Source organism: Luteibacter sp. Sphag1AF, from assembly GCF_014192715.1.
In the GTDB taxonomy this organism is placed as follows: domain Bacteria; phylum Pseudomonadota; class Gammaproteobacteria; order Xanthomonadales; family Rhodanobacteraceae; genus Luteibacter.
This window is the reverse complement of record NZ_JACHYH010000007.1, coordinates 54,734-73,828: the sequence shown is the minus strand read 5'-3', so window position 1 is coordinate 73,828 and position 19,095 is coordinate 54,734. Positions and strand designations below refer to the sequence as shown.

The window sequence follows — 19,095 nt, the reverse complement described above, 5'->3', positions numbered from 1 at the left end:
TGTGTGTCGCCGGCATATACCCTCCACGTGGATCATGGTCCCATCCGCTGGGGTTCACGGGGTCTGGTTGAAGACAACACCAGCGAGCTTGTCGGGCTCGAAATTCGCTACCGCCTGATTGATGGCCCCGGGCGTGTCGCGACCATACCCCGCCACCACGATCACGAAGTCGGCAAGATCGGAAAGAATGCGTGCGTCGGGCGAACCCTTGACCGCCGGGCCGTCCAGGAAGATGTATCTGTCCGCGTACCGGCTGCGCAGCGAGTCGATTACCGTGCGCATGCGGAAAGATGAGAAGTACTCGCCACTGTTTTCACGGGACTTTCCCGCCGGAATCAGTCGCAGGCGCGGGATGCCCGTGCGATAGAGGATGGGCTCCACGCCGATGCTGGGATGCTCGAGGAAATCGATGAGGCCACCGGTATCGGGCTCCACGCCCATCGCCTTGTGCTGATTTGGGTAGCGCAGGTTGCAGTCGATCAGCAGGCTGGTCTTTGCCTCATCGAACGCAAAGGCGGCTGCCAGATTGCGGGTCACGAAGCTGCCTCCGGAGCGGGGGCTCACCGAAACCACCAGGGTGACGAAATTCTGCTTGCCTGCCAGCCCGAGCAGCCGGGTACGAATGCCACGAAACGCATCGGACTGCATGCGCACCGATTCCTCGCGGTGGATCATCCGCCGCTGCTCCAGTTGGAACGGCGCCAGCGTGCCATCGGTTTCGCGCATGCGTGCGATGGAGTGGCCCGTCTCCGGACGCGTCGGTTCGAGCGATGAGGGTGTATGGATCGACGGCACATCATTGGGATGCGTAGACATGAACTACCCCTTCATCCGGAGCCAGAACATAACCAGGTACACCGCTGCCACGCCCAGGATGATCAGGACCAGCAAGGTGTTGTTGAGGCGCTCGCGACGACGGTCCCGTGGCGTGGGATAGAACGGCACACCGGCCAGCACGGACAAGCCCGTGCTGCGCTCCAGCTGCCATACCGAACGTACGCGTGGATCGAATCGCACCAGCGCAAACAGCAGTCCGAACGGCACCGCCAGCGACAGCCCCATGCCAGCCAGGCCAAAGTGCATGAAACGCAGGCCCGAGGGCACCAGCGGCATCACGGCAGGGTTCTGAATCTGGAAGGTCAGGCCACGCTGCTCGGCATCGAGGTTCATCGACACGCGTGCATTCTCGCGGCGCTTCAGCAGATCCTGATAGACATCGCGATTCACGTTGTAGTCGCGGGTCAGTTCGGAGGTCACGTTTTCGGAGTTCGCGATGCGCTTGCTGCGTTCCAGCTCAGCTTCCAGCATCGACTCAGTGACCCCGATGCGTGCCGAACTCGCTGCGATATCTCCGCGCGTGGCAGCCATCTGCAATTTCAGCTGCTGATATAGCGGATTCATGCGGATGCCGTTGTCCACGGGGATCGGCGTGCCCGCCGCTGCGGCGCCCTTGCGCGCCTGATCGGCCTGCGCCATCTGCTGGCGAAGATCGGCCATCTGGTGGCGGACGCGGATCACGTCCGGGTATTCATCGGTGTAGGTCAGAAGAAGCGTGTCCAGTTGCGTCTGCAAGCCGGCCATCTGGCTGGCGTACACACCATCATTGGTCTGCACCGCATTGACTTCCGACTCGCCAGACAGCTGCGCTGCGAGCGCACCTTCCTGCGAGCGCTTCTCCATCAGGCTCATGCGCGTGTTTTCAATCTGGGTACGCAGCTGGGATATGCGCGCCAGCGTGTCTGCCTCACTGCCCGGACGCGCGTCGGCATTCGCATCGCGATAGTCCTTCAGCTTGTCTTCGGCATCGGTGAGCTTGGTGCGATACATCTCCACCTGGCTGTTGATGAACTCGTAGGCATCGCGGCTTTCGCGCTGTTTGGAGGCGAGGCTTTCGGTGATGAACAACTGTGCGAACTGGCGGGTCACCACAAAGGCGCGGGCCGGATCAGAGTCGAAATAGGTGATGGTGATGAGATTGTCGCGGGAGGTCTGGATGTTGGTCCGCGCCTTGATGGCTTCGATCAGCCGGTCCTGTTCCACCGGTGACGGATTGCTGGCCATCCAGCCGCCCGCCACAAGAATTTCGCTCATCACCTTGCGGCTGAAAATCACGTCGCGGGCCATGCCTGCGCGGTTCTTGTTGGCCGTGGGCGATGCGGCGCCCTCCATCAGCGGCGTGATGATGCTGGCATCCTGCGCCAGGATGCTGGTGGAGGCCTCGTATTTCTTGGGCCACACCGCGCCGATGGCGAGTGCGGCAAGCGCAATGGCTGCAAAAATCAGTCCGAGCGTCAGGCGGCGGCGGTGCGCTTCGATGGCCAGCGCAGGCAGCATGCCGCCAAAAGGGGTAAGTTCACCGCTCACGTCGAATCTCCTTCGGCACTATGCGAGCCGATCGGTTCAGAAGGCACGCTGAGGCACCGTGATCACGTCGCCGGGTTGTACCGGGTAGTTGTTGGCCAGATCGCCCTGCTGGAGGATTTTCTCCAGACGCACCGAATACGCCGTGGTTGCGCCCGATTCGGTGTGGCGATACAGCTCCGTGCGGTCAGGCGCGGCAAATTCCGTGGTGCCGCCAGCGGCAAGCACCGCGTCAAGCACCGTCATGCCCTGCCGGTAGGGAATGGAAATGGGTACGCGCACTGCACCGGTCACACGCACACGGGACAGGTATTCATGGCTGCGCAGCGCGGTGAGAATCACCGCCACCTGCGGGTCACGCACGTAGTCGTTGAGCTTGGCCTTGATCTCGGCCGAAACATCGTCAGGCGTCTTGCCACCTGCCACCACATCGCCGATCAGCGGCACGGTGATCTTTCCATCGGGGCGTACCGGCACACTCACGCTAAGGTCGGGGTTGTGCCAGACGGTAATCTGCAACTGATCGTCAACGCCGATCAGATACGTGTTCACCGCCGGGGTATCGACGCTTGCGCGGGGAGGTGCACTGGTAGAACCACCGGTGGCACATGCCGTGACCAGCCATACGAGGCACAGCACCAGAAGACCGTTGACGTTTTTCATGACCAGACTGCCCCTGCCGGAAACATGAACTCACCCTACCCCCTTGTGCTGCCACCGTCGCCTGACCATCAAGGCGATTCCGGTAGGCCACTGGGCCTATGCCATCGGGCTGGCTGGCGTGTGGCACGCTTCTTGAGATGATCTGCCGACCTGTCCGTCGCGAGGAAAACGCTGTGCTGACGCTGTCGAGCATCGCCGGCCTGCTGACCCATCCCGGCACGCAGGCCATGCTGTTGCTGCTTCTCGCTCTCGCTCTGGCCGCCCTTCGCCGGGTCCGCGCAGCCAGCGTCTTCACGGGTGTGGCGTTGACCTGGCTGTGGATCGCGTCCAGCCCGGCGTTCGCGCTGTGGTTACAGAACGGCCTTGCGCTGTGGCCACCCAAAGCCGCCGATGCCTATGCCACAGCCGATGCCATCGTGGTGCTGGGCGGCGGTGTGCTGCCCGATGCCGTCGCCGACAGCCCGGACGATGAAGCGGCACAGACCACGCGGCTCGGCTTCGGGCTTCAGCTCTACCGCGCCGCACGCGCCCCCGTGATGCTGCTGTCTGGTGGAGACCAGGCGCGTCACATGGCGCGCGACCTCGAAAATCAGGGCGTACCTGCACGTTCCCTGCTTCTGGAAGACACCAGCGCCAATACGCACGAGAACGCGGCCAACTCCGCGGGCATCCTCAGGCAACACGGGATGGAAACGGTGTTGCTGGTGACCACGGACATTCACATGCCACGCGCAGCCGCCTCCTTCGCCCATGCAGGCATTCGCGTCATTCCGGCACCGACGCCCGATCCGGGCCTGGCCTCCCATGCGAAGTGGTGGCCGAATCGTGCTGCACTCACCCTGTCGGCGCGCTGCCTGCGCGAGCACGTTGGCATCTGGAGCTACCGGTGGCGCGGCTGGACATGGACACCGGAAGAGACCGCCGTCCACGCCGACCGCATGGCCACGCCTTCCCTGCGACGTGCCTGAGCAACGCGCCCCGCTGCATCGCCAGTACAACTACTTAGGCCACCGCGGTACTTGTTCGCTGGTGACACACCACGACGCGACAATACTGAAAGCTCTTTCCGCCACAGAAGACGTCATCATGCCGGGTCACGCCATTCGCCTTTCGCGCTTTCTGGCCTCCATGCTTGCCGCATCCGTCGCGTGGAGCGGCATCGTTACTGCCCAGGTGAGCACATCCAACGTCGTGCATCTCACGGGCAAGATCGTGAAGGTGGATCACGCCACGCGACACGTGACACTACGTGCACCCGACGGCCACGAAGAAACCGTATCGGTCAGTCCTGATGTGCGTAATTTCGATCAGGTAAAAGCAGGCGACCAGGTAAACATCGACTACACGCGTTCGCTGCTGGTGCAGATGGAGCCGAAGGGTGAAGTCGGTGCGACGGCCAGCGAGTCCATTGCCCGTGCTCCACAGGGTGGACTGCCCGGCGCCGCCGGCGTGCGCCGTCTCGTCACCACGTCCAAAGTGATCGCGGTAGACACCACGCAGAACACCATTACCCTGGAAGGCCCGAACGGCCAGCAATACACACTGGGCGTGGAGAAGCCCGAGTGGCAGGCGCGCCTGAAGAAGGTGAAGCCCGGTGAATACATTCGCGCCACGTACGACGAAGGTCTGGCCGTCGCCGTCACCCAGTAAACCTGAGTCGGGGGGGAGCACTGCCTCCCCCGACACTGTCAGCTCCCCAGCGCGCCCGGCGCACAAGGATCAAAGAGTCCGTCCCCCGCAGCCACCGCGGGACGCCCGGGGTGGGGGCGCCCGCCTGATGGCGGGTAGTGGCTGCGGAAGACGGAAAACCATTCGACGTCATGCTCGCCTGCGCGCCCCGTCCGGGACAGCGAGGAAGTACGGCTTTCAACGCGGTAAAACTACCGTAAGCCTTCCCTAGAGCAGGCCAGTGACGGCGACACAAAACGCTTGCCGCCAGGCGCCGGGCACACGGCATCAACCAGGTCTTCCCCGGCTTCGGCCTTCAGCACATAACCGCTTCCCAAGGTGAGCGCGAGGCGCGCCAGCGCCGGATCGTCGTGCACGACAAGAAACACCCCGCTCGACGCGGGCTGCAACGAGGTGATCTGACGTGCGGCCTCAATGCCATACATGCCTGGCATGCTGATGTCCGTCACGATGACGTCGGGCAACAGGCGCGATGCCGCCGTCACCAGCGCCTGGCCGTGGGCCACCCCTGAAGCACGTCGAACTGATCTTCAAGACGCTGGCGGATATCTGCCGCCACCGGGGGATGATCTTCAGCGAGGACCCATGTCGCGCGCGCCATGGGCGTTCTCCTGGAGCGAATCGGTGCCCACACACGGCGCGGCGGCATGCAGCGCAACAAGCGAAAAACACCTGCTGCGCCGCTGGGTAAAACGACTCCGGAAAACTGCCCGGGTCAGAACAGCAGGCCAAGATCCTCGGAGCGGCGCACCAGCTCCAGTGTCGAATGGACGTCCAGGATCTGCATCATGGTGTACTTGTGTGCTTCGACCGTTCGCACCGACAGACCCAGCTCGGCCGCGATCTGCTTGGAACGCAGGCCGCGCCCCACCAGACGCAGCACTTCGCGCTGCTTGGCGGTGAGGTCGTGCAACTCCTGCAATCGGCCGCGCAGGTAGCGCGCGCCAAGCGATGGGGTGACATAGGTGCCGCCGGCCAGTACCTGATGCAAGGCATTGACCAGATCTTCGCCTGCGGAAAGTTTCAGCACATAACCATTGGCTCCCGCACGCATGGCGGCGGCGGCCAGTGCCGGTTCGGCATGCATGGTCAGAAACACGAAGGGCGTCATGTTGCCCTCGGCGCGCAATTCCTTGAGCACATCCAGGCCGTTGCCATGCGGCATGTTGACGTCCGAGAGGACCAGGTCGGGCTTCTCCCGACGCACCACTTCAAGCAGAGACCGGCCGTCACTGGCCAGCGACACCAGGTCGAATTCGTCGGCCAGCAGCCGCTCGATTCCCTCCGCAACCATTCGATGATCGTCCGCGAATGCGATACGGGCGACTGTCTCCGGCTCTACGTCGGCAACGGAATACGTATGCATACATCCACTCCCTTCCCAGGTGACGTGCGCAACTCGAAACTGCCCCCCAGCAGCTTCGCTCTCTCGCCCATGCTGATGAGCCCTATACCTCGTTTTCCCCCGTCCTCCGGCACGTGCGACAGAAAACCCACGCCATCGTCGGAAACAAACAACGTTGCCTTTACTGAATCCACTGTCACCGCCACGTATACGCGGCGTGCAAAAGCATGGCGAATGGCGTTGGCCAGTGCTTCCTGCACCACGCGATAGAAACACAGGCTTATGTCAGCAGGCAGGTCATTCGCCTTCCCCTCAACCTCCAGTTGGATAGAGGGCCCCTTGTGATGACGCTGTGAATTGCACAGCGCATCCAGGGCACCGGCCAGGCCTGTCTGGCGCAGCATGCTGGGATGCAGTTCGTGGGAAAGGTGACGAACGTCGTTGGATAGCTCCATCAGTGCCCCCTGGATGCGGGCCACCGACGACTGCTCGGGGATGGCCACACGGCGGCGCAGGGCCGACAACTGGATGGACACGGCCGCCAGCCGCTGGTTGACGTCGTCGTGGAGGTCGCGGGCAAGCCGTGCCCTCTCCTGCTCCTGGGTGGCAATCAGCCGGCCTGCCAGCTCGCGCACCTCCCGGTTGGTCGCGGCAAGATCCTGGCGGATCACGACCCGCTGCTCGATGAGCAAGCCCAGGCCAAGCGAACCCACCGCCATCGCCAGCGACCAGAGCTGTACGGCCAGCGTGGTGAGCGGCGGCGTGGACGCCAGAAAGGGACCTTTTCCCATCACCGAAATCTGCGCCGCAATCACCGCAACCACCGCGATGCAGATCGCCGTACCCGGCATCCGCCCCACGCTGCTTGCGGCCAGAATCAGCGGTGCAGGTGCCACAAGCAGCAGCGGCCGGAGACTTGGCTCGTCGCCATAGTGATACCAGAGGATGGCCAGCAGGGCCGTGGCGGCCACCAGCGACACCACCTGCGCCACCTTCGGGCTGGGCATGCCCGCCCGGCTCTGCCTGGCCGTGGCCACACTGACCCACACCGGGACGTACAGGACATAGCCCAGTGAATGGGCCAGCGCGATATTGGGCCAGTCCGACAGCACGTCACCGCGCAACGGCGTGAACTGGCTCATGTAGTACGTCGCTTGCGCCGATACCAGCGGCAACGCCACGAGCGCCACCAGAACGAACGCAAACAGCCTGCGAAAGTCTTCCATCGGCGCGCCATTGCCCGGCATTTGCAGCAGCACGTGTGCTGCGACAGGACATAGCAGCAGGGGCGGCGCGATGACCAGCGCCACGGACAGGGCAGGAAGACCGAATATCAGCCCGAGCGCGATGATGCCAAGGAACGCCCCGGCGACGCAGCCCGGCCAGGCTGCCCTGCCCGTGCTCAGCAGCAGCGCCAGCAGCACCGCCCCGGGAAACCACGCCGTATGCGCCCCGCCCTGGTGGCTCCAGATAGCCGCAGACAGCAACTGCGCCAGCGCGCAAGCGACAAACGCGACGGCGCTCCATAGCCAGTTGCGCCGGTTGTCGGTCAACGTGTGGTGCACCAACCCTTCTCCCGCCCACGTGAAAGGGATAAGCGATCAACGAACGGGTGCCGCGGGATCCCCCCTGCTTCGGCAACGGGCCGACTATACGCGACGTTACAAGCCCCCGATGTGCACAAGTCATGCACGGGGTCGCAGTTTCAGCTGATATTGGATGTCGTCCACGGACACAGGCCCGCAGGGACGGGCCTGTATTCGGTCGTGACGATGGTGTTTCCCGAGTAAGCGTCAGGCCGGCGTGTGACACACCGCTTCGATGTTGTGGCCATCCGGATCAAGCACGAACGCGGCATAGTAATTCGGGTGGTAGCCCGGACGAAGGCCAGGTGCGCCGTTGTCTGTGCCGCCAGCCGCCATGGCCGCAGCGTAAAACGCGTCCACCGCCGCGCGGTCGGTCGCCACGAAAGCGATATGCGCGCCGGGGGCTGGCGTATGTCCGTTGCCCACCCAGAACACCGGCTTGTCGGCCGTGCCGTAACCCACATGACCTGCCGCGCCGGTCTGCTCGGGCGTCACTTCCATCACCACCGATGCTCCCAGCGGCGCCAGTGCGCTTGAGTAAAACGAACGCGAGCGGGCGAGATCCGATGCGTTGATACCGATGTGATCGAGCATGTCTTTTGCCTGTTCCGTGGAAGACCGGGACGCAGCATACGATGAACGCCAACGGGTGGCAGCCGTGCCACCCGTCATGCATTCAGCGGATCAGCGCATCGGCAGCTTGTGTGCCATGGCCGCGTGCTCACGAAGCGTGGGCAGCGTCTTTGCCGCAAATGCCTTCAACTCCGGATTCTTGCCCTTGCTCGATTCTGTCTCGAAGATGGCGATGGCCTCTTTGTGATCGGCCACCATCTTCTGCGCAAAGCGTGCATCGAACTCCTTGCCGGACAAGCGGGACAGTTCATCGGCGAACTGCGCATCTTCGGGCTTGGGGGCGTCGGCAATCTGATAACCGCGCTGGCCGGCGACTGCGTGCTTGAGTTCTTCATTGGCCGCGGTGTGGTCAGTGACCATGCGCTGGCCAAATGACTTCACGGCATCGGAATGGCCCTGAGCCGCGGCGAGTTTGCCCAGCGCGATTTCAGCCGCGCCAGCGGCGCTGGCATTGCGAACGAAACCTTCGTCCGTACCGGACGTCTCGGACATGGCTTCAGGACCGGACTGCGCCAGCGCCGGAAGAGACGCAATGGCGCCCACACAGGACAGGGCAATGAGCGCGCAGGCGAGATGGCGACGGTTGGGCATGGGATTATCCTTGAGCGTACACGCGGCAACAGCGCCGCAGGCCCCAAGGTGTCGCATTCAGGCGATGAAGCGACCGTATACGCCGCGCGACATCCGTCGTCAGCTGCGGGCGGGGCTTTACGCCGTTTCGGTCGTGTCGTGCCGCTGGTCCATCCAGCCGTTGGGCTTGCTCATGGCCCACTCGATGCGTCGGGCCACCAGACAGCCGATGGGCCGCTGTGCTTTCATGCGGGCCAGGGCATTGGCATCAAAACCGCCAATGCGTTTTGCCTGTGCCTCGACGCTGAAGATGCCCTCTTCTTCCATGAGACGCAGGAGCTGGAGAAGGTTTTGGTGCCTTGTCTGTTGCAGATGCATGAGAATCCCCCCGGGTGCTCATCAGGTTGATCGGCCTTGCGGCATACATCTTGAGCCTGGGCATGTGAAGACGGGAACTACATACTGCCTCCAGGCGTCAAACCCCCTGTGCACCGGAACGCGTCCGGCGCGTTGATGCACCTGTATCCGGAGCGTGTCCATGAAACTTTCTTTGCGTGTTGCCGCCGTCGCCCTGTCGCTTGCCGTGTCCGGCGCGTGGGCGCAAAGCGCCAGCCAGCCGCTGAATCTGAAGCTGCCCCCGTCCGACTTCCCGCCGCCTGCCAGCACCGCGCCCCCGGCCACCCCGTCCACCGGCACGGCGGCGTCAGGCTCCACGGCCACCGCCACGGGGCGCAAAGATCCGCCGGGCACCTACTACGGCGACCAGTCCACCCGTATCCAGGGAGACGACCTGGCCGATGGCGTGCCCCGTTGTGACGACGCCACCTATAACAAGCCCGAAGTGCACGGCAGCCTGACCGCAGGCGTGGTCAGTTCAAGCCGTGGCGGCAGCGGCAATTACCAGGCCGGCGCGGTCAACCTCAGCCAGCGCTTCGGCGATTGCAGCCACCCGACGGGCGGCATCAGTATTTCCATCGGAACCGGCACCGGCAGTTTCAGCGGTGGACGGGGGCGCTGAGCAGCACCCCCGCACGAGGTTCCTCAGAACTCCTGCCACACACCGGCAAGCTCCGGCTCCCGCCCTTCCACGCGGCGGGCCGCCGGACGCGGCGCTTCCACGCGCGCAATGACCGGGGCCGTCACGACGGCGGGCGCCGTATCGGTGGCCACCGCCTCACCGGCTATCCGGAAGAACGACACCTGGCGCATCAGTTCCTGGGCCAGTTCCAGCGTGTTGCGGCTGGCCGCGCTGGCTTCTTCCACCAGCGCCGCGTTCTGCTGGGTGACCTCGTCCAGTGCCGTCACGGCGTCGTTGACCTGATCAATACCGGCCGACTGCTGCACGGAGGCGGCAGCAATCTCGCCAATGATGTCCGACACGCGCGTGGCGCCGTTCTGAATGACTTCCAGTGATTGCCCGGTGCGACGCACCAGCTCGGCACCCACGCTGACGCGCTCGCCGGTCTCGTTGATGATCGACTTGATATCCCTGGCAGCCTTGGCACTGCGCTGAGCCAGCGAACGGACCTCGGTGGCCACCACGGCAAAGCCACGGCCCTGCTCGCCCGCACGAGCCGCTTCCACGGCAGCGTTCAGCGCCAGCAGATTGGTCTGGAATGCAATTTCGTCGATCAGCACAGCAATTTCGCCGATATCGCGGCTGGCTTCTGAAATACGCTGCATGGCATCCACCGCCTCGAGGGCCACCTGGCCGCCCGACTGCGCGTCGGTGCGCAGCGAGGAGGCGATCTTCAGGGCCTGACCCGCTCCTTCAGCGTTCTGCTTCACCGTGGCAGTCATTTCTTCCATCGAGGCTGCGGTTTCTTCCAGCGACGAGGCCTGTTCCTGGGTGCGGCTGGACAGATCGTCGTTGCCGGCAGAGATGTCTTTCGCCGAGTGCGTGACCTGCGAAGCGTTGTCGCGCACCTGCTTCACAATGGAGGTCAGCTGTTCGTCCATCGCGGCCAGCGAGCGCAGCGTGTCAGACAGCTCGTCCCTGCCCTCGACCACCAGGCCGTGACTGAGCTCGCCCTGGGCGATGCGCTCGGCCAGCTCGCGGGCGCGCAGCAGCGGACGCATGACCGCACGGATCAGCAGGAACGAAGCGACGGAAACCACCGCAATGCCCAGCAGCAACACGATGATGGTGATGACGACCGTGCGGTGCTCGCGCACGGCCGAGGCCGAGAAGGCTTCCTGAGCCTGCTTCTCGTTTTCCACCACGATCTTCGCGACCACGGCGCTTTCGTCGTCGAACTGAGCCCTTACCGTTGCGAGCATCAGGGCCAACGCCTTGTCGCGCTGACCGGCTTCCAGCAGGTCAAGTACCTGACCTTCGCTGTCGTGCACCTTCGCACGGGCGGCAATGAACGCCTTGCACAGCGCGTCTTCCTCGGCACTGTTGACCAGCGCGGGGTAATAGCCATTCCAGAAGGTGTCGATACGCTTGCCGTTTTCCGCAATACGCTCACGGGCGGCCACCACGACCTCCTTCTCGCCAGTGAGCAGGGCGCGGTTGATGGCGTTGCGGTTCTCAAGCGCGAGTGCGCGCACCTCGCCCACATCCACGATGGGTTTGAGCGTATCGGAGAAAACCTTGCCCATATCCGTCTGGGTGCGCTGCAGGGAAACCAGTCCCATCGCTCCGACAAGGAGCGCAACGACGAGGGCAATAGCCATCGTCGCGATAATTCTGAACTTGATAGTCATGACGGTACGGCAAAGCCTGTAGCAACGGAGAGGGTTCCGTGACTATCGGCAGGGTGGGCACCGCCTGAAGGCCTTGAGCTCAAATATTTCAATCATTCGTAACAACTGACACGTTTGTGCGAATAGCGGGCTGTCATTCGCATTTACTTACGTGGTGACGACATGCCTTTTGCGTGGAAAGGTCAGCGAAAGCCGGCGGTATCATGTTGCGGATGTTCCGAAGCGAAGAAGATGGCCCCGCACGATGTTTGAATTCTGGTCTCACCTGGTCGACTGGTTCAGCAGCCACGCTGTCATTCCCCTTCTGACGGCGCTGCATCTGAACGGCCTGGCGGGTAACCCGGACGAAATTTCCGAGGCCGTGCTGATCTCGGTACTTCAGGTGGCCATCATCGGATTTCTGTTCCGCCCGCTGGAAAGCATCATCCCGGCGGAGAAGTGGACCGACCGCAAGCTCACCCGCGTGGACTACCAGTACACGTTGCTGATGCTGCTGGGCATCTTCCCGATGTTCACCTATCTGGTGCTGACGCCGTTCAACAACTATTTCGGTGGCGGTGGCGACAGCACGGGCGATGATTCGCTGCTCAGCATCACCCGCTGGATTCCCGCGCTGAACGGACATCCGCTGGCACTGTTCCTCGTTTACTACGTCATTTACGACCTGGTGTACTACTGGATGCACCGCCTGCAACACGCGCTGCCGTGGTGGTGGGCACTGCACAGCATGCATCACAGCCAGCGCCAGATGAGCTGCTGGACCAACGACCGCGGCAGCCTGGTGGACGGCTTTCTCCAGTCGATGGTGCTGGCCGTCGTTGGCCTGCTGATTGGCGTGGCACCGGCAGAGTTCGCATGGCTGATGCTGCTGGGCGAGCTGGTGCAGAACTTCTCGCATGCCAATGTCCGCATCCGCTTCGGGCCCGTGTTTGACCGCGTGTTCGTGGCGCCGACCTTCCACCGCCTGCATCACATGCTGGTGGACCCGGAGCGTCCGAACCTGCACAACTGCAATTTTGGCCAGGTGTTCTCCGTCTGGGACGTGCTCTTCGGCACTGCCCTGTACGGCGAGCCGGTACGCCCCACGGGCGTGGGCGACCCGATGGTCGATGTGGACAACAACTATGGCCTCATCGGCCTGCACTGGTCGGCGCTGCGGCGCTTCTGGGGCGCCGTGACTTCGCGGGCCGGATGGCGGCTGGGCGAGGTGGGCTTCGGACCCGACTACCGCCCCATTCCCGTGGATCAACTGGACCTGCATGCCCTCGCTCACCACATTACCCAGCCCCGCCAGCCAGTCGCCGACACGGCGCCTGTCGCGGAGCCCGTGGAAGATGCGGTGCTGGCCGAAGCGACGCCCGAGCGCAGTTAATCGCGCACGGGCCTGACGTCGCCGGCCAGCGTCGGCAGCAGTTCGGACACCGTGGGGTGGATCGGCACCGCCCACTTCAGCATCGACACGGGCTGATCCGCGTTCATCAGGTCGAGGATGCCGTGAATCGCTTCGTCCCCGCCGGTACCCAGAATCGACGCGCCAAGAATGCGCTGGCTACCGGCATCCACCACCAGTTTCATGAAGCCCTGCGTTTCGGCCTTCTCCACGGCCCGACCCACCCGCGTCATGGGCCGCGTCGCCATCTCTATGGCATGCCCTGCCGCCCTCGCCTGCGTTTCGGTCAGACCCGCGCGACCCAGCGGCGGGTCGATATACAGCGCGTAACCGGGCACGCGATCTTCCACCCGGCGTGATTGACCGTCCAGGAGATTCGCCGCCACGATTTCGTAGTCGTTCCATGCGGTATGAGTGAACGCGCCACGGCCGTTGCAGTCGCCCAGCGCCCAGACCCCCTCGACGCTGGTTTGCAGGCCTGAATCGACCTCGATGTAGCCACGCCCGTCCGTCCGGATGCCCGCGACATCCAGACCCAGATCATCCGTGTTCGGGCGCCTGCCCACGGCCAGCAGCACATGACTGCCCACCACCTCGGGTGATCCGTCGCGGCAATCCACGCCCACGCTGACGCCGTCGCCGTGTTTCGCAAGCCGGATGCAGCAGGCGTCGGTGCGAATGGCGATACCTTCGGCTTTCAGAATCTCTTCGACCGCTGCCGACACGTCCGGATCTTCCCGCGAAATCAGGGAGGGGCCCTGCTCCACCACGGTTACCTGCGCGCCGAATCGCCGGTACATCTGCGCAAACTCAAGGCCGATGTAACTGCCGCCCACGATCACCAGATGCGCAGGCACCGACTCCAGCGGAATGATCGTGCTGTTGGTCAGATACGGTACATCGTGCACGCCGGGCAGATCCGGGATGCGGGCGCGGCCACCCACGTTGATGAACACGCGGTCGCCTTCGACTGTGTCATCGCCCACGGCAAGTACACGCGGCGCCACGAAGCGCGCATGACCGCGAATGAATGTCAGTCCATGCATGCCTTCCAGCCACGCTTCGTTGCCGTGTCGCGAATCCAGAATCACCTTGCGTGCGCGGGCCGCAATGGTAGGCATGTCGATGGACACCTCGCCGGTGATGACGCCGTACTCCGCAGCGCGTCGCGCCATGTGCGCCGCGTAGGCGCTGGCCACCAGCGTTTTAGTCGGCTTGCAGCCGGTATTCACGCAGGTGCCGCCGACCAGGTGGCGCTCGATCAACGCAACCGACTGCCCTGCTTTGGTCAACCGCGCCGCCAGCGCGGGGCCCGCCTGGCCTGCGCCCACGATGACCGCATCAAAGCGCCGTTTCATGCGGCACCCATGGCACGAAGGTGAGTCATGACGTTCTCCTGTGGCAATGGCGCCAGTGTGAGCGATCACCGGATTATCCGCCTGAAGGATCTGTTGTTGCGCACGCCATACACATCGTTTCCCTCACGCGGCTGGTGAAGCCGGCAGCGGGTCGATATCTTGAGGATCAACCGTGGCTCGCCACGCTTTCACATGGACAACGCCTCATGACCACGCTCCGCCAACCCGTCTTCTTCATTTCCCATGGCGGCGGCCCGTGGCCGTGGGTGGATGGCATGAAAGACATCTTCGCCCAAACAGCGCGCGAGCTCGCCGCGCTGCCCGCGCAACTGCCAGCCCGGCCCAGGGCGGCGCTGGTCATCACGGGTCATTGGGAAGAGCGCGAGTTCACGGTGTCCACGGCCCGGCATCCCGGCATGGAATACGACTACTCCGGCTTCCCCGCGCATACCTATCAACTGAAATACAGCGCTCCGGGCTCGCCTGAACTGGCCGCGCGTGTGACCGAATTGCTGGCCAGCCATGGCATCACCGCCGGACAGGACCCGCGACGCGGTTTCGATCACGGCACCTTCGTGCCGCTGTGGCTCATGTACCCGGAAGCCGACGTGCCGGTGGTGATGCTGTCGATGAAGTCCGGTTACGACCCGGAAGAACACCTGCGCGTGGGAGCGATGCTCGCACCCCTGCGCGACGAAGGCGTGCTCATCATCGGCAGCGGCCTCACGTATCACAACATGCGTGGCTTCGGCCGCGACGAGTCCACTTCCGTTGCCCAGGCCTTCGAGGACTATCTCAACCGCGCCATCGAACAACCCGATGCCAGCGTCCGCAACCGGATGCTCGTGCATTGGGAAGATGCGCCGGCCGCGCGCCTGGCCCATCCTCGTGAAGACCATCTCGTTCCCCTGATGGTCGTGGCCGGTGCCGCAGGCCAGGACGTGGGCCGCCGCGTGTTTGTGGATCACGCCATGAAAGTGGCCATGGCGTCCTACGAGTTCGGCACGCTGCCGGCGGCGTAGTCATTACGCCAAGCGGTTAGCATTTCACGCGCCGCCCTTCGACTATGATCCGGCCTTTATCAGGGGCGGGGAAAGCCGGTGACCGACAAGCCTTCGACGAAGAGCGTTCTTCATGTGCGCCCGTCCCATTTCACGTCAGGCGTAGCCACGGGCCTGCACATCACCGGCCCCACCGACGACGGCTTCGTGCACCTGCACTTCTTCCGCGAAGTGCAGCGCATCACCAACGACGATGTACCGGCGCGCATACCGGCACCGAACGAACTGGAGCTGGACTGGAGCCGTGCCCAGGCCAGCATCCATCTGCACCGCGAGGAACTGGCCGTGATCTCGGTGCCCGCCGAACGACTGGAAAGCATGTGCCGTTCGCTGACTAGCGCCGCGCAGTTTCTGGCGAAGCTGCGCGAGCTGGCCTGAGTCTTACCGCTTCACTGGCGCGGGTGGTGCCGGAGGCGCCAGTGGAGCGGGCGGTGCAGGAGGCGGCGGAATCGGTGTGTATTGCGCCGATACGAGCACCCAGCCACCGATTCCTTTCTGCACAGTGAGCCCCACCGTCATGTGCCGTTCGCGACCACCTGCGGTCAGCGCCATGCTGGTCGTGAGAAAGGCGATGTTGCCCGACATGCGCGTGTTGAATGCACCGAACTCGATGGGTGGATAAGCAACTTTCTTGTCCGGCGCATAGAACGAAATGACGGCAGCACGCTCATCGACTTCGCCGCGTGGACTTATCTCCACGAAGCCCGGCGCAAGCACACGCTCCAGCGCGGGTACATCGAACGCAGCCTCTGCCGCGAAGTAAGCTTTTGCAGCGGCCTCGGGCGTGGCGGCTCTTGACTGTGCCATCGCGGAACTGCCGATACCCATGGCGAGCGCGGCTACAACAAGAACGCCGGGTGTGAATCGTTTCACGCGCATCGTTGCACTCACGTCACGTAGGTGACGCTGACTACACCGCATGTCACACCCAACCACCATGTGCCACAGGTCACCAGATCGCGTCGCGTAATGCGTATGCCGTAACGCATGCCGTCCGGACATCCTGCGTCCGTCCGTGTCCGGACACGCAGCAACCGTCCGCGGACACATGACGCATCGCGTTCACCGCAAAAAAAATGGCTAAAACACGGGCTTGTGGCTACTTCGCAACGTTGGCATCGGCCTTGCAACACCTCTGGCACAAGCCCTCAACACAACGTTACGGAGCACTGCCATGAAATCTGAAACCATCCTCCTCCAGGGTCTCTTCGCCGCCTGCCTGCTGACCTGCCTGCTGACCTTCGGCGCCATGCTGACGTCGCACCCCGAAGCACCGCGCGTCGCTACGACGCACACCGCACCGGCGCCGGTTGTCGTGGCTGCGGAAGGCTGATCGTGATGTGTCAACCCGATGACATCCGCAAGCAGGGATCGCTATAGTCCAAAGCCCCATTTCTCCGGCGGCTCTGGATATGACGATTTTCAAGCGACTTCCCCTGCTTGCGGCTCTCACGGCGGCCATCATGGCTCCCGCCATTCAGGCGGCCGAAGCACTGAACGTCATGACATTCAATGTGCGCACGATCAACGGACCCGATGGTCCGAATCGTTGGGAAATGCGCGCACAGCTTTTCGCCGACACCATCGCCCACATGCATCCGGACGTCATCGGTACGCAGGAGCTGTCACAGGCACAGGGTGACGAAACAGTCGCAAAGCTCCCCGAGTACACCTGGTTCGGTCGTGACCGCTTCGGCACGCACAAAGACGAACACATGGGCATCTTTTATCGCCACGACCGCCTGAAAGTGGTGGAGTCGGGCGATTACTGGCTTTCAGACACACCGGACGTACCGGGCAGCATGACCTGGGGAAACATCTATCCGCGCATGGTCAACTGGGCGCTGTTCGAGCGGCTGTCCGACGGCAAGCGTTTCTATCTCATGGACACCCACCTGCCCTATCGCGACAACGACGAAGAGGCTCGCACCCGCTGTGCGCAGGAAATTCTCGCGCGTATTGCCCGGCTGCCCAAAGACATCCCCGTGTTCGTCACGGGCGACTTCAACACCGGTCCCGAAAGCGAAGCCCATCGCCTGCTCACCTCGGTACTGAAAGACGCCCGCCTTGCCGCCAGCACGAAGGAAGGGCCGGAAGCCACGTTCCACAACTTCACCGGCAACCCCGACCATCGCATCGACTGGATTCTTTATCGCGGCGCAAAGGCCACCCGGGTGTCGACCGTCACGATGTCGCGTGATGGCCGCTATCCGTCCGATCACTTCCCGGTGCAGGCCACCTTCGAGCTTTGACACCCAGTCGGTATACGATGCCCGCCTGCTCATACGGACAGGACACCTCGATGACCACTCGCTGGCTCTTCCCGCTGCTGTGCGGATTCAGCCTCGCTGCCTGCGGCCCGCACGACGCTGCCGCACCAGCCGCCACCGCGCCAGCCGGGCCGTCGGCGTCAAACCAGCAGCCCGCGTATCCGCGATGCGATGGCACGCCCCACGGCAATCACTGTGTCGATCTTTCCGACGGCCTCAACCCGAACGAGTACGAAGTCGCTTCCGTGAAGGCGGTGGACCTGCCGCTGAAAGACGGGACGCATGAAGCCGTGGCCATGGGCCTGCCGGGGAAGAACGCGTTCTTCAACGACGTGGTGGAAAACCCGGGCGGCCGCATCATCGCAGTGGGCGGCCCAGGCCTGGTGGTCGCCACGCGCGACGCAGGCCCATGGCATGTGATGACCCACATGCCTTACGCCAACACGCTCAATGGCATCGCCGTGGTCAACGGCACCCGCGCGTTCACGGTGGGTGACGAAGGCGCGATCCTGCGCACCCAGGATCACGGCGACCACTGGGAAGCCTTCAACGCCACCTTCGCCGACTACAAAGACCCGCAGTTGCGCGAGATGCGCCTCGGCGGTGACAGCCGCGCCAAGAGTTATCACGCCGCCTTCGGCGATGAGGCCATTGGCCTGGTGGTGGGCCAGGCCGGTGTGCGCGACACGGTCGAAGCGGCCATCCTGCGCACCAACGATGGCGGCAAACACTGGAGCCGCGTGGCATTGAGCAACGCGCCAGAGAACGTCGCGCTCCAGCAGGTGTCCTTCTCCGATCCCCATACCGCATGGACGGTGGGCAGCCTGGGCACCGTGCTTCGCAGCAACGACGGCGGCAGCACCTGGTTGCCCGTGTCGCTGGACAAGACCGACGTGCACCTGATGGGCGTGGATTTTGCCAGCGACCAGCATGGCTGTATCGGCGGCGGCTACAAGGTGTGGTGCACGTGGGATGGCGGCAAGCAGTGGCAGGCAGCCGCTGTCGATGTGCCCAAAAAGCTGGACGACAACGAAGCCCTGGCCCTGACCCGGCTGCGCATGCGCGATCAGGACCATGGCTGGTTCATCACCCGTGACGGCCTGATCTTCACCACCGTGGACGGCGGTCATCGCTGGCAGCTGTGGATGAACGTGGTGGAGGCCTCGCACGGCAAGCTCACCGGCATCGAACTGTGGGGCCTCACGCTCGGCAAGGACAAAGCCTGGGCCGTGGGCGTCGGCAGCTTTGCCGAAGGGAAGACCACGCCGGGCATGCTGGGCAGTTCGCCGCTGCTGATGAACTGGAACATCCCTCCCCGCTCGTGAAATGCGCGGGAATTCACGCCGTTTTCGTGAACCCCGTCTCCCTCGGGCGCAACATGCTGCGACGCATGATGACAGTGAGGTGACCGCGCCTCATCCTTCCGCCGGCTCACAGGGACAGCCGGCCGATCTGCCGTC

21 protein-coding genes are annotated in these 19,095 nt (G+C 63.7%); 9 read left to right on the top strand and 12 right to left on the bottom strand.

What is annotated here, in order from left to right; translation table 11 throughout:
• Positions 1-54: 54 nt before the first annotated feature.
• The 3 genes from FHW69_RS15745 to FHW69_RS15735 are packed head-to-tail and all read right to left on the bottom strand — an operon-like array spanning position 55 to position 3,024.
• The gene (locus FHW69_RS15745) at positions 55-816 is read right to left on the bottom strand and encodes a polysaccharide biosynthesis protein (RefSeq protein ID WP_255494847.1); all 762 of its coding nucleotides are present in this window, start codon (positions 814-816) and stop codon (positions 55-57) included.
• A gap of 3 nt (positions 817-819) precedes the next feature.
• Positions 820-2,364, bottom strand: a complete 1,545-nt coding sequence (locus tag FHW69_RS15740) for an XrtA system polysaccharide chain length determinant (RefSeq protein WP_343204037.1) — start codon at positions 2,362-2,364, stop codon at positions 820-822.
• Between the two features lie 36 nt (positions 2,365-2,400).
• Positions 2,401-3,024 (bottom strand): XrtA/PEP-CTERM system exopolysaccharide export protein, encoded by a 624-nt coding sequence (locus FHW69_RS15735; protein WP_183424051.1) that lies wholly within the window; start codon positions 3,022-3,024, stop codon positions 2,401-2,403.
• Positions 3,025-3,197: 173 nt separating this feature from the next.
• Between FHW69_RS15735 and FHW69_RS15730 the strand changes: the two genes are divergently transcribed.
• Positions 3,198-3,992 carry a YdcF family protein gene (locus FHW69_RS15730; protein WP_183424050.1) on the top strand — a complete coding sequence of 265 codons (795 nt, stop codon included), beginning with the start codon at positions 3,198-3,200 and terminating at the stop codon, positions 3,990-3,992.
• A gap of 118 nt (positions 3,993-4,110) precedes the next feature.
• On the top strand, positions 4,111-4,674 hold the full coding sequence (locus FHW69_RS15725; protein ID WP_183424049.1) for a hypothetical protein: 564 nt from the start codon (positions 4,111-4,113) through the stop codon (positions 4,672-4,674).
• A gap of 230 nt (positions 4,675-4,904) precedes the next feature.
• Here the strand turns inward: FHW69_RS15725 and FHW69_RS15720 are convergent, their stop codons facing one another.
• From FHW69_RS15720 to FHW69_RS15695, 6 genes are all read right to left on the bottom strand, one after another.
• Positions 4,905-5,219: a response regulator transcription factor gene (locus tag FHW69_RS15720; RefSeq protein WP_183424048.1), complete on the bottom strand. Its 315-nt coding sequence runs from the start codon at positions 5,217-5,219 to the stop codon at positions 4,905-4,907.
• A gap of 209 nt (positions 5,220-5,428) precedes the next feature.
• Positions 5,429-6,079: a response regulator transcription factor gene (locus FHW69_RS15715; RefSeq protein ID WP_183424047.1), complete on the bottom strand. Its 651-nt coding sequence runs from the start codon at positions 6,077-6,079 to the stop codon at positions 5,429-5,431.
• Positions 6,052-7,623 carry a histidine kinase gene (locus FHW69_RS15710; RefSeq protein ID WP_183424046.1) on the bottom strand — a complete coding sequence of 524 codons (1,572 nt, stop codon included), beginning with the start codon at positions 7,621-7,623 and terminating at the stop codon, positions 6,052-6,054. The genes FHW69_RS15715 and FHW69_RS15710 overlap by 28 nt, the downstream gene beginning before the upstream one ends.
• 228 nt (positions 7,624-7,851) lie before the next feature.
• Positions 7,852-8,238 (bottom strand): VOC family protein, encoded by a 387-nt coding sequence (locus tag FHW69_RS15705; protein ID WP_183424045.1) that lies wholly within the window; start codon positions 8,236-8,238, stop codon positions 7,852-7,854.
• A gap of 90 nt (positions 8,239-8,328) precedes the next feature.
• Positions 8,329-8,868 (bottom strand): DUF4142 domain-containing protein, encoded by a 540-nt coding sequence (locus FHW69_RS15700; protein WP_183424044.1) that lies wholly within the window; start codon positions 8,866-8,868, stop codon positions 8,329-8,331.
• A gap of 117 nt (positions 8,869-8,985) precedes the next feature.
• The gene (locus tag FHW69_RS15695) at positions 8,986-9,225 is read right to left on the bottom strand and encodes a hypothetical protein (RefSeq protein ID WP_183424043.1); all 240 of its coding nucleotides are present in this window, start codon (positions 9,223-9,225) and stop codon (positions 8,986-8,988) included.
• A gap of 160 nt (positions 9,226-9,385) precedes the next feature.
• On the opposite strand from FHW69_RS15695, the gene FHW69_RS15690 reads away from it, so the two are divergent.
• Positions 9,386-9,865: a hypothetical protein gene (locus FHW69_RS15690; RefSeq protein WP_183424042.1), complete on the top strand. Its 480-nt coding sequence runs from the start codon at positions 9,386-9,388 to the stop codon at positions 9,863-9,865.
• Between the two features lie 23 nt (positions 9,866-9,888).
• Here FHW69_RS15690 and FHW69_RS15685 read toward each other — a convergent pair whose 3' ends face one another.
• Complete coding sequence (locus FHW69_RS15685) at positions 9,889-11,556, bottom strand: methyl-accepting chemotaxis protein (protein ID WP_183424041.1); 1,668 nt, start codon at positions 11,554-11,556, stop codon at positions 9,889-9,891.
• Positions 11,557-11,800: 244 nt separating this feature from the next.
• On the opposite strand from FHW69_RS15685, the gene FHW69_RS15680 reads away from it, so the two are divergent.
• Positions 11,801-12,928 (top strand): sterol desaturase family protein, encoded by a 1,128-nt coding sequence (locus FHW69_RS15680; RefSeq protein ID WP_183424040.1) that lies wholly within the window; start codon positions 11,801-11,803, stop codon positions 12,926-12,928.
• Here the strand turns inward: FHW69_RS15680 and FHW69_RS15675 are convergent.
• A complete protein-coding gene (locus tag FHW69_RS15675) occupies positions 12,925-14,304 on the bottom strand; it encodes an FAD-containing oxidoreductase (RefSeq protein WP_183424039.1) in 1,380 nt (459 codons plus the stop codon). The two genes, FHW69_RS15680 and FHW69_RS15675, sit on opposite strands and share 4 nt — an antisense overlap.
• Before the next feature lie 206 nt (positions 14,305-14,510).
• On the opposite strand from FHW69_RS15675, the gene FHW69_RS15670 reads away from it, so the two are divergent.
• Complete coding sequence (locus tag FHW69_RS15670) at positions 14,511-15,326, top strand: class III extradiol ring-cleavage dioxygenase (protein ID WP_183424038.1); 816 nt, start codon at positions 14,511-14,513, stop codon at positions 15,324-15,326.
• A gap of 78 nt (positions 15,327-15,404) precedes the next feature.
• Positions 15,405-15,743 (top strand): hypothetical protein, encoded by a 339-nt coding sequence (locus FHW69_RS15665; RefSeq protein ID WP_183424037.1) that lies wholly within the window; start codon positions 15,405-15,407, stop codon positions 15,741-15,743.
• Between the two features lie 3 nt (positions 15,744-15,746).
• On the opposite strand, the gene FHW69_RS15660 is transcribed toward FHW69_RS15665, so the two are convergent.
• The gene (locus FHW69_RS15660; protein WP_183424036.1) at positions 15,747-16,244 is read right to left on the bottom strand and encodes a nuclear transport factor 2 family protein; all 498 of its coding nucleotides are present in this window, start codon (positions 16,242-16,244) and stop codon (positions 15,747-15,749) included.
• A gap of 295 nt (positions 16,245-16,539) precedes the next feature.
• On the opposite strand from FHW69_RS15660, the gene FHW69_RS15655 reads away from it, so the two are divergent.
• The 3 genes from FHW69_RS15655 to FHW69_RS15645 all read left to right on the top strand — a co-directional run bounded on the left by FHW69_RS15655 (position 16,540) and on the right by FHW69_RS15645 (position 18,960).
• Positions 16,540-16,698: a hypothetical protein gene (locus FHW69_RS15655; RefSeq protein WP_183424035.1), complete on the top strand. Its 159-nt coding sequence runs from the start codon at positions 16,540-16,542 to the stop codon at positions 16,696-16,698.
• A 79-nt stretch (positions 16,699-16,777) separates the two neighbouring features.
• Positions 16,778-17,617: an endonuclease/exonuclease/phosphatase family protein gene (locus FHW69_RS15650; RefSeq protein WP_183424034.1), complete on the top strand. Its 840-nt coding sequence runs from the start codon at positions 16,778-16,780 to the stop codon at positions 17,615-17,617.
• 50 nt (positions 17,618-17,667) lie between these two features.
• Positions 17,668-18,960 carry a YCF48-related protein gene (locus FHW69_RS15645; RefSeq protein ID WP_183424033.1) on the top strand — a complete coding sequence of 431 codons (1,293 nt, stop codon included), beginning with the start codon at positions 17,668-17,670 and terminating at the stop codon, positions 18,958-18,960.
• The last annotated feature ends 135 nt before the right edge of the window (positions 18,961-19,095 follow it).